Here is an 11,477-nt window from a genome sequence, read left to right as displayed (position 1 = left end):
TTGTTGAGCGGGATGGGTACGTGAAAGGGCTAGCGCCAGATTCCCCGCGTATCGATGACCTCGCGGCCTGTGAGCAGGGCGCGGTCGAGAGCCTTGAAGGCATCATGGTCTACCAGCAGGAGTACGATGTCCGCGTCTCCGATAGCGTCCTCGGCGGATTCCAGTGTCACGTTGGCGCAGCTGGCGAGTGCGCGCGGCAGTTCCGCGACGTGTGGTTCCACTACACCGATTGTTGCGGCCGGCATTCTGGTGCTGAGGTCGGCAACGATGGAAACTGCGGGTGATTCCCGCAGGTCATCAATGTTGGCCTTAAAGGCCAGACCCAGTGCGGCAATCTTCGGTGCAGCCTTGCCTGCGCTGAGCTGTTCAACCCGGTCCAGGACCCAGAGCGGTTTGGCATCATTGGTTTCGCGCGCCTGGCGGATCAGGTTGGCTTCCTCGGGAGCGCTCGACACGATAAACCAGGGATCCACCGCGATGCAGTGACCGCCCACGCCCGGTCCGGGCTGCAGGATATTCACGCGCGGATGGTGGTTCGCAAGCTCGATCAGTTCCCAGACATCGATGTTCAGCTTGTCGCTGATTACTGAGAGCTCATTCGCAAACGCAATATTCACGTCCCGGTAGGAGTTCTCCACCAGTTTGGCCATCTCTGCCGTCGTCGCGTCAGTGAGGTGCATGCCTCCTTGGCAGAAAACGCTGTAGAGATCCCTCGCCCGCTCGGCTGCAAGCGGAGTCAGGCCGCCGATGATGCGGTCGTTGGTGACGAGCTCGATCATCACACGGCCCGGAAGTACCCGCTCAGGACAGTGGGCAACATGGATGAGCGGCAGCCCGGTATCCGGATCCAGAGACAGATCCGGGCGAAGTGCCACGAGGTACTCGCCCAGGTGCCGTGTGGCGCCGGGAGGAGAGGTCGACTCCAGAATAATGAGTTCGTCACCGGACAGCTGCGGCGCTATGCCACGGGCCGCCGCTTCGATATAGGACAGATCGGCAGTCCTGTCAGCATTAAACGGCGTCGGAACAGCCACAATGTAGGCATCCGCCACCGGGGTGTCCGTTGTTGCCTTCAGCATTCCCTGACTGACGGCGCCTGCAACGTGCACGCCGAGGTCGGGCTCAACAAACGGGACTTCCCCCCGGTTGATGGCTTCAACGTTGGCTTCCTTGACGTCAACTCCAATGACGTTCAAACCGTTGGTCGCCAACACTGCGGCGGTCGGCAAGCCGATGTAGCCCAAGCCGATAACAGCTACGTCCTTGATTTCCTTCATATTCATTTCCCCTATAGTGCGATCTGTTCATCGGGTTTGCCGAAGAACTGGATGTCACCCGACGCCAGCAAAGCGGTATCGGAAATTTTCCAGGTGTGGTTGTTCAAGCCACGGAACTGTGCGTAGTTGAAACGGTCGGAGGCATAAATCCGGCCTCCGTCCGCCCGTATGTCGTTCAGGAACCGGGTGTCCTCACCCCTGTTCAGGGCAGTGAATGGAACTGACTCAAACACTTCCCGACGGGCGGTGATCGTGGGGCCCATCACCGAAGCAGTGAATCTGTGCTCACGGTCGGCGAATCGAAGCAGCGTCGCATCGTGCCCTGCAACGTACATGTAGTGGGCCTGTTTTCCTACGACGTCGGCGCGGGAATAGGCCAGGGCGTGGACCAGATCGCGCAGGTAATTGGGCGCATAGAAATCATCGTCATCCATCTTGGTGAGCACCTGCCCGCTGGCGGCGGCCACACAGGCGTTGAGGCACTCCCCCAGGGACTCGCTGCGCGGACGCGTAAAGACAACAACGTTTTCCAGTCCGTAGCGGAGACTGAGACGCTTCACCTCGACATCGTCCGCTTCAAAGCCATGGGTACACAGCACCAGTTCAGTTTTTGGGCCCTGCAGCGCCCCGGCCGTCCGGAAAACAGCTTCCAGACGGTCGGGCCGGATGGTCGACACAAGCAGCGACACGGACGGAAGTGCAACGGGACGGGTTGCAGCAGGCAGCGCAGCCTCGACCACGGATTCAACCCGGTGAGCATATGTATGGGCGGACCAGATCCGCCGCTGGGCCAAATGCAGCTGGCGTTCAGAAAGCTGCGGATTCCGGGTTATGGCGAGAAGGGTTTCCTTGGTCTCCTCCCGCGACGTGACAATGAACTGTTCCCCGGGTTCCCACTGGGTGGACAGTGCCAGGCTCGGAGTGCTCACCACAGATGTCCCTGCAGCCGTGATTTCAAAGATCCGGCGGGCGCACATACTCGGCGAATCAACAACGGAGTTCACGTTCAGGAAGGCCTTGTAACCCTTATAGGCGGTAAGCATCTGGTTGTAGGCCAGGGAACCCGCGACGTGTTTGCTGAACGGTTCAGGGAAGCGATAGTTCGGATCCTGGCCCGCGTGCCGGGAGAAGATGTCCAACCCGATTCCCTTTTCCACACCGGCGTCATGGGCACCACCCAACAGCACGTCCATCTGTGCCCGGCGTTCCGGATACTTGTGGGCGAAGTACATCCCGGCGAAAGCCACATCGCGGTGATGCCAGCCCTGGCGCGGACGCACGGGATTATGCAGGACCGGCTGCGCCGCAAACTGGAGGACACCAATGCGTTCGTGGCCCAAATCCCTGATGTAGGACTCAATGCGTCCGGAATCGCTGGTATAAACCCAGTCGAAGAGCCTCGCGGTCTCCAGGAAATCCGAATAATGCGGCGGATCCTCCTTGTTCCAAAACACCGTGGGAATTCCCAGGGACCGGCAGGTCTCCATCAGCTCGACAAAGTCGGCCTTGGGACCGGATTCGCCGGCAAGCTGATATCGCCACTGGCCTCCGTTTCCGGCCCAGGCCGACTCGATGAAAATCAGGTCCGGCTGAGCCTCAGCGAGTTCCCGTCGCCAGCCGGCACGCGAGAGGGCCACCTGGTTCCATTCAAACTGCAGCGCTGCCAGCGAGAACTCGTCCAGGATCACCCCAACTGTGAGGTCTGCGCGCCGGGGATCAACCTGCTCCGCCTCATACGCGTCAAACCGCAGGCGTTTGCGGAAGCGGCCCGCCTTCAGCGGCTGCGCGCCAGTAACGGCACCGTTATAGCGGTTCTTTTCACCACGGAGTCGTCGCTGGTTTTCCCGGAGCCCTTCGAAGCCGTTCCGCCGGAAATGCCACGCGGCTGCTCTGGCTTCCTGTATCAGTCTGCTCATGCGTCCGACTTCCTCCGTCCCGGAGCCAGCGGCTGGATGGTTACGGGGCGCAGGTCCTTGAGCATCCGTCTGCGCAGCTTGGCGGCTGCGAAACGGTCCTTGTTGGCCAGTTCCTTGGTGTACCGCCGGTACCAGGCAAGCGCCACGGCGGGATCTCCGTCAAAGAGCAGATCGCCCTTATCCAGCCAGATAACCCGGGTGCACAGGTCCTGGATGGTCTTGAGGCTGTGGCTGACCAGGAACACGCAGCCGGCCTGTTCCCGAAGATCGTCCATGCGGCGTTTGGTACGGTCGCGGAATTCGTCATCGCCCGTATTTAGTGCCTCGTCAATAATGAGGATTTCGGGGTCGATGGCAGTCGCAATGGCGAACCGTAGCCGGGATGCCATGCCGGACGAGTACGAACGCATCGGGAGGCTTATCGCCTCCTCAAGTCCGGAAAGTTCAAGGATTGACTCATATTTGGCCCGGATCTGCGCATGGTTCATGCCGAGTGCCAGGCATCCGAGCATGATGTTCTGTGCCCCGGACAGGTCCGGCACCAATGCAGCCGAAACCCCGAGCATGGTGGGCGTTGATGACGCGTAGACCGTCCCGGCCGTGGGCTGGAGTTTCCCGCACAGAAGATTCATCAGCGTGCTTTTTCCGGACCCGTTGAGGCCAATGACGCCAATCGCTTCACCCTGTTCGGCCACAAAGGACAAAGGTGCCAGCGCGTGGACCTTCACCGACGATGCAGGCCGCCGGAAGCGCCTCAAACCCCGCGCAGTGCCTTCCGGAACGTCACCTGACGGAGACTTGGACGCCGTTGAGGAAAGGCGATAGGTCATTTCGACTCTGTCCACCACTACGGCCGGCGAACTCGCTAACCGATCGAACTCAATCGTTTCCGGCATAGGACTCTTCCCTCTTCCAGAAGAAAACAACTCCAACAATGAGCGCGCCCAGCGCCCACGCTGCCAGCCCGGCCCAGCTCTGCCAGGCAGGTGTGGACGCATAGAGAACGGAGTCGCGCACGATGGACAGGAGCAGGTACAGCGGATTGGCTTCCACCATTGATTTCAGCCACGGAACGCTGTTGTAGCGCTCGATGCTGAACATGACGCAGGAGGTAAACATCCAGAACCGCATTCCAAAGGAGAGGACGTGGACCAGGTCATTGACCTTGGCCACCATTGGCGCCAAGATCAGCCCGGCCCCGAGGTTGAAGAGGACCTGCAGAAGGACGGCGGGCAGCACCAGCAGCCACCGCCAGGTGATTTCCTCCGTAGGCGCCAAAATGATAACCAGCAGGAACATCATGATGAGGACCGGTATGTTGGCGAGCAGCTCGCGGATGTTTACGGCCACAGCCAAGGTTGCGCGCGGGAAACTAAAGGCCTGGATGACGTTCCGGTTGGTCCGGATCACCTTGGCACCGTTCAGGATGGCACGGGAGCTCATCTGAAACAGGAAAATACCGATGATGAGGTAGCCAATGAAGTTCTCTATGCCCCGTCCGGCTCCCAGCAGAAGTCCGAAGATCGCGAAGTACGCCAGCCCGTTGAGGAGTGGATCCAGCAATAGCCAGGCGCTGCCAAGCCGGTCTCGGCTGTTGCCGGTCTGCACCCTGGCCTTGGCGTCGTACGCCATAAAGTGCCGGTAGTCCCAGAGCGACACCAGATAGTCCAGCAGGGGCGGTTTCGCTCCGACCCTTGATACCTTGCGCAGGTCAACCGAGACAGTGACGGTCTTTTTGCCGGCTTCGATGTCGGCGGAAGCCTGGGTCATGATCCGGCTCCAACTTCGCTGTACATTTCCACCGTGGACTCAGCCACGGATCCCCAGGTACGGGTCTCCAACACGTGCCGTCGGCCGCGGCGTCCCAGGTTCCCGCGCAGTGAGGGATCGGCCATCAGTGTGCTGATCCCCTCAGCCAGGCTCCGGGGGTCCGACGGGCCCACCAGAAGGCCGGTGACCTTGTCCTGGACCAGTTCCTCAAGCGCAGGCAGGGCACTGGCTATCACCGGCCGTGCGCAGGCCATGGCCTCCACCGGCTTCAGCGGAGTTACCGCTCGTGTCACGTTCAAATCCTTCCGAGGCACCACAAAAACGTCGAGTGCCTGATGGTACAAATGGGCCTGTTCCCGGGGCACCCGGCCGGTGAAGATGACGCGGTCCGTCAGCCCCAGATCCTCTGCCATCGCCCGCAGCCGGGGTCCGGCCGCGCCGTCGCCGACAATCAGGCAGTTGAGGTTGGGCAGCTGGCCGGCAATACGCGAAAAGGCAGTAATGAGGTCATCGAGCCCTTCATAGTCAACCAGACTGCTGACCGTTCCGATCAATTCCGTGTCGGTATCGAGTCCAAGGCGGCGCCGGGCGGCGGCTGCAGCCAGCGGTTCTTCGAGGTAGCTCTCCCCCACTGCGTTGGGCAGGAGCCGGATCCGTTCCGGTGCCAATCCGCTTTCCGCGATTTCCCCGGCCATGACCGTGCCAAGCGTGGGCACGAGGTCGGCCCGTGCCATAACCCGGGCCTCACAGGCACGAAACAGCCGGTACCGTTCGCTGCGGCGTGCTTCCTCAGGACGGGTCGAGGACCACGTGTCGGCGAGCTGGCCGCGGACCTCGTAGATCCAGGGAATGCCGAGAGCCTCGGCAACGGCGGCGGTCACCAGTCCGTTGACGAAATGCGTGGTGGTATGCAGAACCGCCGGCCGCGTCTTCAAGGCCAGGGCGAGTGTCAGTTCGGCCTGCTGCTGCAGCCGTTGCTGCATGCCAAAGGGCAGCCGCGCAGGCAGCAGCCTGTTATAGGTGACGCCGTCAATGCGATCTATGTCCCGTGCCAGCAGCTTGCCCACCTGCACGGGGTAGCCCGGCCGGGTGACCGCATGGACCGTCCAGCCACGCTCGGACTGTGCCTTCAGGATTGAGTGCGTGCGCTGGGCATAACCGCTGCCGGTATGCGGGAGGCTGTTGGTGAGAATATGCAGTACAGTCTCCGGATTCGGCACGTAGCCCTTCACCGGATCCAGGATCGGCTGCCATCCTTCAAAAACGGCGAGCTCCGAGGCGAGCCGGCGCTGCTGTCTACGCTCGGCCCGGCTCCCGGACTCGAGTACCTCCACAGCACCGGTCATGTCGCCGTCGTACCATCGGCGGCGCGCGAGCGTCCCGGGCAAACCGCGGGTGCCGGGTTCCGCTGCGGCAAGGAGCCGGTCAGCCAGGTCCCCGAACCCGGCAGCGGTAGCAACGTCCGCGAGGTGCAGGGCCCGCCGGCCTGCAGCCCCTTCGGATGAGGCCGCGGTAAGCCGGCGTTCGGCGGTTTCCTTTTCACCCCGTACGACGGCGGCCAGCGGTCCCAGGACTGTCCTTGCGGCAACTCTTTCCACTGTCCGTACCAACGGATCCAGCACCCGGCCGGGTATTCGTCGGGACACCTGCAGTCCCAGGACCACCGGGTCATCGCCCAGATGCTCAAGTACGGTGCCTGCCGCCAGGGAGGCATTACGGGCCGCTGTCCGAAACTTCATGCTTGCGGCCGGCCTCCCGCCACGCTGCGCAGCAGATCAGCATAGGCCACCGCCAGTGAATCCACGTCGGCATTGTCCTGTACCCAGTCCCGACCGGATGTACCCGTAAGGAGCCGGCTCCTGTCACCGTGAAGTTCCTTCCACAGCTGGGCTATCGATTCAGGGGAAGACTCCACAACGTCGCCGGCGCCCGATTCCTCGATGATCGAACGTGCCTCGCCGCGAACGACGGCGGTGACGTGCCGGCCTACTGCCAGAACTTCGTAGGTCTTGGACGGGATGGTGGTTTCAAAGGATTTCCAGTCATCGCGGAGGGACACCACGCAGGTGTCCGCCGCCCGGTAGTACTCCATGACTTCACGCCGCCGGGCCGGGCCATGGAAGCTCACGGGTGCATTGAGTTCCCGCGCCAGCGTCATCAGCTGCCGGCGCTGGACGCCGTGGCCCACCATCGTCAGGTGGACGTAGTCACGGGCCAGCGCAGCGGCCCGTATCACGAGGTCCAGCCGTTGGCTTTCACCGTGATTGCCGAGGTAAAGCACCTCCAGCCGCTCCCGTTTTTCCGGCGGTGGAGGCAGCAACTCCCGTACCGAAATATCGACGCCGTTAACAACCGTGGCCACGTTCTTCAAACCGCGTTCCCGCAGCGTGGAGGCGAAGCCGTAAGTCACGGTCACCACCAGGTCGGCACGTTCCTGGAACGTGACTACTGCCCGTTCCGTCAGGCTTTTGGCACTTCCCCGGACAATCCGGGCATCGCGGGCAATATCCGGCCATGCATCGCGCATGTCCACGACGAAGGGAACACGTCGAATCCGGGACAGCAGGTATCCGGCGCCAAGGATGGGGAGACTGGGAACAGTAACAATGACCGCGTCGGGCCGCCGGGTCAGCATGCCGGCCGCTACTGATGCCGCAGCGCTGAAACAGTGGTCCATCAGCCGCCCCAGCCGCGTGGTGCGGTGCCAGAGATAGGGAACCCGCAGAATCCGTTCTCCGAACATGCCAACGTCCCAGCGGAAAGCACGGCCGGCTTCGGATTTGGGGAGTGTCCGCCGTCCGTTGGGTGCGTGGGCAACCGGCGTAATAACTAAAATCTCCCAATCGAGGCTTCGGAAATACCTGTTGAATTGGGTCCAGCGGCGCTGGGGCGGGCTATGTTCCGGCGTATATGAATGGGTAAGTAACTGAACCCGCACGGATATTCCCCCATACCAAAAACACCGCCGCGCACTTCACGACAGAAAGACGGAGCCTAGTCTACTCCTTGGTTTTACCTGACTCGACCGGAAGGGCCGAGCCGGTTCCCCGAAGTTTTAGATAATACAGTGCTCCGGCACCAATAAGGAGGACAATTACGCCTCCCCGTACCACCCACCCGGTTCCGCTGCTGGAATTTGCTGCGTCCGCGGAAAGCGGGGTAGCGCTGGGTGTGGCAGTGGGGGCAACCTCAGTGGTGGCACTGGGCGAGGACGAGGGTGAAGCGGAAGCTGGCGGTGTGGCGGACGGGGTGGGAGTAGGGGTGGGCGAGGGCTCTGCGCTCGGGTCGCGGGCCTCTCCGGTCTCCGGGTCCCAGACCAGGCCGGTGTACTCCCACGTCGCCGGGTCAACCAGATTGCCGGTGACCGGTTCAATGAAGTAGCCGGTGTCCGGGTGAATGAGGTATCCGGTGGAGTTATCCACCTGGTAGCCGGTCGCGGGATCCGTTCCTCGGGGCGCCGGAGCCTGCTCGGACGGAGCCGACGGGATCACCGGAGCGGGTTCTGGGATACCCGGATTTGGGGCCGGCTGCTGGGGCGGTGGCGCGGGGGCAGGCTGGGGTGCAGGCTGCGTCACAGGCGGCGGATCGGCTGGCTGCTCCTGACCACCTTCCCCCGGGGGTGGTGCAGTGACGCCCGGATCGGAGGGAGGTTCCTCCGATCCTGTTGCCGAAGCCGGACCTGCCGCAAGGAGCCCGGCGATGACCGCCGCAGCCCCTGCTGCCGCAGCACGCTGCCTGAAATTACTCATGATCCTTAGTTCCGCTCCTCGATGGTGTCCAGATATCCGGCCACGTCGTCTGCGTCCAGAGCGGCCCCCATGTCAGCAATGGCACCGGTATCGGGAATGATAATCGATTGTCCGTCCGCGGAGGTGCCAATTCCCGCATTGGGCAGCGTAAACATGTGCACGTCCGCAGAGCGCACGCTGCGCAGGCTCAGCCCAAGGCTTCCGACGGCGGCGGCATCAAGTTCCTCGTCGACGCGGAGATAGGGGGAAATTTCGCCCACCATGTTGTTGATCCGAACAGGATTGGTCAGGGTGTCTCTGGCCAGGATTCCGGAAATGAGACCGGACAGAAAAGCCTGCTGGTTTTTAACCCGCTGGTAATCCCCATCAGTAAAGGCATACCGTTCGCGGACGTATTTCAATGCCGAATCGCCCTCGATCCGGATGGGTCCTGCATCGAAATACTCTCCTTGCGCTCCTTCAGATTGGAAGGCCACCTCATTGTTTACGGTGACTCCGCCCAGGGCCTCCGTCAGGCCTTTGAATCCCTCGAAGTCAATGACTGCCACATGGTCAATAGGAATATCGAAGAGGGACTGCACGGTGGCCACGCTGAGCTGAATGCCTCCGAAGGCCGACGCGGCGTTGATCTTGTGCTCGCCGTACCCGGGGATGTCCACCCAGGTGTCCCGCATGATCGACGTGACGTAGATACCGTGGCGGTCCCCCGGGATGTGCAGGAGCATCATGGTGTCTGACTGCGCGTCTCCGGCCGCGGGATCCCTGCTGTCACTTCCGATCAGCAGGATGTTCTGCGAGTCCTTGGCTGCTTCGGATTTTTCCGGCTTGTCCGCTGGAAGCGCATTGGCGATCACCTGTTTACCGGAGTCAAAGGTCCGTGCCAGGTTCCAGAGGTAGCCTCCAGCGGCCAGCGCGGCCACCAGGACCAGGCTCAGCATCACGAGCAGCACGGTCCGCACCGGCCGGCGGCCCTTGCGGGGCCGCTGCTCCGGGTAGTCGTCGAAGGTAAATGGATGGTCGCTCACGTTGTGTCCTCAGGTCGGGGGCGGTATGAGTCTATACACCCCGCCACCGTGGACCGATTCCGGTGGTACCGCGCATGCCGGATATCCTTGGTTCATGAAGTTCTCTGCACTCCCCGCCGTGTCCTTGCTCGTTGCGGCTGTGGCGACGGGCTGCACTCCGGTAGCCGATGTCGATTCCGCACCGGACGCGGCAAACCCGGAGTGTGCTGCCGTGATGGTTGCCTTGCCCGGGGAAATGGCCGGGTACGAGCTCAGGGACACTGACAGCCAGGCAACTGCGGCATGGGGCAACCCGTCCAAGGCCATCCTGCGCTGCGGAGTTGCCGTGCCGGGTCCCACAACGGACCAGTGTGCCACGGTGAACGGCGTGGACTGGCTCCTGCGCGAAGGCGAAGAAACGTGGACCGCCACCACCTACGGCCGGGATCCCGCCGTCGAAGTGATTTTCAACCCGAATGAAGTAGCCTCGTCGACGGTGCTGGTTCAGCTGCAGAACGCAGTATCCAATATTGAGCCCACCAGGGAATGTCTCAGCCCCGAAGACACTTTGGACCTGGAAGGCAGTTAGTTCCGGGAATCGCGGTTAGCCGGCGGGAGCTCTCGCCGGCAGGTAGCCCGCCAGATTATCCGCCGCAAGAGCCGCAGTGATGTCCGCTACTGCCGCGGCGTCCGGGACCGCCGCCGGCAGCCCGGCTGCCGAGACTCCCCCGCCTTGGACGGGAAGCGTGTACATGTGTATGTCCGCGGGCCGGATCTCCCTGAGGCTGAATGCCAGTGCCCCTGCCGTCCTCGAATCGAACTCTTCATCCACGCTGAGGTACGGCGAAATTTCATTGACCACATTGCCTATCATCACCGGGCTGGGTACCTGCCCGCGGTCCAGGAGTCCGGAAAGGATACCGGCAAGCAGGGCCTGCTCGTTCCTCATCCGGCGTGAATCGCTGTCACCGGTGAAGGTGTGCCGGGTGCGGACATAGTTCAGCGCCGACTCCCCCTGAACCGTAATCCGCCCCGCAGCGAAGAACTCCCCCTCGGGACCGTCGGAGTGGAAGGGCGCATCATTATGTAATGTGACCCCGCCCAGGGCGTTGGTCAGGCCGCGGAAGCCCTCGAAGTCGACCACGGCGACGTGGTCGATGGGAACGTTGAACAGGTTCTGCACCGTCTCCACGGTCAGGGAAACGCCGCCGAGCCTCATGGTCGAGTCGATCGGCTGGCTGCCATGTCCGGGCACATCCACCACGGCGTAGGGCAGGATCGAAAGCACGTAGACACCGCTGCGGTCCCCGGGAAGATGCAGCAGCATCATCATGTCCGGTGTGGCATCCCCACTGGCCGGGTTCCGCGTTTCGCTGCCCATCAGGAGAATGTTCCGGGCGTTCTCTGCGGCTTCTGTCCGGGGTGGTTTATCCACCGGAAGCGCCCCGGCGATGGTGGTCCTGCCCTCATCGTAGGCAGTGCCCAGGTACCAGAGGAATCCTCCGGCGGCGACAGCTACGGCCAGCACCACACCCAGCATTGCCAGGGCGGTATTGCGGATACGCTTCCGCCGCAGACCCATCCGCCGGCGCCCGTGTTCCGGAGGCGCCGGCGTGGTTTCCTGTGAAAGGCGCTTGCGTATGCCGGGTCCTTGCATCATGTCCGGTCCTCGCATCATGTCCGCGGTCAGTCCTAGAGGCCTGAGTGTAACCGTGCGGGGACTGCCGAACAGAGGAACCTGCAGCGGGAGGAATACCCTAA

At 62.4% G+C, this 11,477-nt stretch carries 10 protein-coding genes; 1 reads left to right on the top strand and 9 read right to left on the bottom strand.

The window, feature by feature from the left end; all coding sequences use genetic code 11:
• Nucleotides 1-29: 29 nt before the first annotated feature.
• The 8 genes from wecC to QWJ37_RS06720 form a co-directional block, all read right to left on the bottom strand.
• Nucleotides 30-1,277 (bottom strand): UDP-N-acetyl-D-mannosamine dehydrogenase, encoded by a 1,248-nt coding sequence (gene wecC, locus QWJ37_RS06755; RefSeq protein WP_290244866.1) that lies wholly within the window; start codon nt 1,275-1,277, stop codon nt 30-32.
• Between the two features lie 11 nt (nt 1,278-1,288).
• Nucleotides 1,289-3,193, bottom strand: a complete 1,905-nt coding sequence (locus QWJ37_RS06750; RefSeq protein ID WP_290244865.1) for a glycosyltransferase — start codon at nt 3,191-3,193, stop codon at nt 1,289-1,291.
• Nucleotides 3,190-4,023, bottom strand: coding sequence for an ABC transporter ATP-binding protein (locus QWJ37_RS06745; RefSeq protein ID WP_227901440.1), 834 nt, complete (start codon nt 4,021-4,023; stop codon nt 3,190-3,192). Before QWJ37_RS06745 ends, QWJ37_RS06750 begins: the two co-directional genes overlap by 4 nt.
• 49 nt (nt 4,024-4,072) lie before the next feature.
• Nucleotides 4,073-4,963, bottom strand: coding sequence for an ABC transporter permease (locus QWJ37_RS06740; protein WP_227901439.1), 891 nt, complete (start codon nt 4,961-4,963; stop codon nt 4,073-4,075).
• The gene (locus QWJ37_RS06735; RefSeq protein ID WP_290244864.1) at nt 4,960-6,702 is read right to left on the bottom strand and encodes a glycosyltransferase; all 1,743 of its coding nucleotides are present in this window, start codon (nt 6,700-6,702) and stop codon (nt 4,960-4,962) included. The genes QWJ37_RS06740 and QWJ37_RS06735 overlap by 4 nt, the downstream gene beginning before the upstream one ends.
• Nucleotides 6,699-7,901 (bottom strand): glycosyltransferase family 4 protein, encoded by a 1,203-nt coding sequence (locus QWJ37_RS06730; protein WP_290244863.1) that lies wholly within the window; start codon nt 7,899-7,901, stop codon nt 6,699-6,701. Before QWJ37_RS06730 ends, QWJ37_RS06735 begins: the two co-directional genes overlap by 4 nt.
• A gap of 61 nt (nt 7,902-7,962) precedes the next feature.
• Complete coding sequence (locus tag QWJ37_RS16175) at nt 7,963-8,712, bottom strand: OCRE domain-containing protein (protein ID WP_356881567.1); 750 nt, start codon at nt 8,710-8,712, stop codon at nt 7,963-7,965.
• A 5-nt stretch (nt 8,713-8,717) separates the two neighbouring features.
• On the bottom strand, nt 8,718-9,737 hold the full coding sequence (locus QWJ37_RS06720; RefSeq protein ID WP_290244861.1) for an LCP family protein: 1,020 nt from the start codon (nt 9,735-9,737) through the stop codon (nt 8,718-8,720).
• Between the two features lie 94 nt (nt 9,738-9,831).
• Between QWJ37_RS06720 and QWJ37_RS06715 the strand changes: the two genes are divergently transcribed.
• Nucleotides 9,832-10,305 (top strand): DUF3515 domain-containing protein, encoded by a 474-nt coding sequence (locus tag QWJ37_RS06715; protein ID WP_227901434.1) that lies wholly within the window; start codon nt 9,832-9,834, stop codon nt 10,303-10,305.
• 15 nt (nt 10,306-10,320) lie between these two features.
• Here QWJ37_RS06715 and QWJ37_RS06710 read toward each other — a convergent pair whose 3' ends face one another.
• Nucleotides 10,321-11,376, bottom strand: a complete 1,056-nt coding sequence (locus tag QWJ37_RS06710) for an LCP family protein (RefSeq protein ID WP_290244860.1) — start codon at nt 11,374-11,376, stop codon at nt 10,321-10,323.
• Nucleotides 11,377-11,477 lie beyond the last annotated feature (101 nt).

Source organism: Arthrobacter sp. YD2, assembly GCF_030410475.1.
GTDB classification, from domain to species: Bacteria; Actinomycetota; Actinomycetes; order Actinomycetales; family Micrococcaceae; genus Arthrobacter_B; species Arthrobacter_B zhangbolii.
This window is presented reverse-complemented; position numbering and strand designations above follow the sequence as displayed.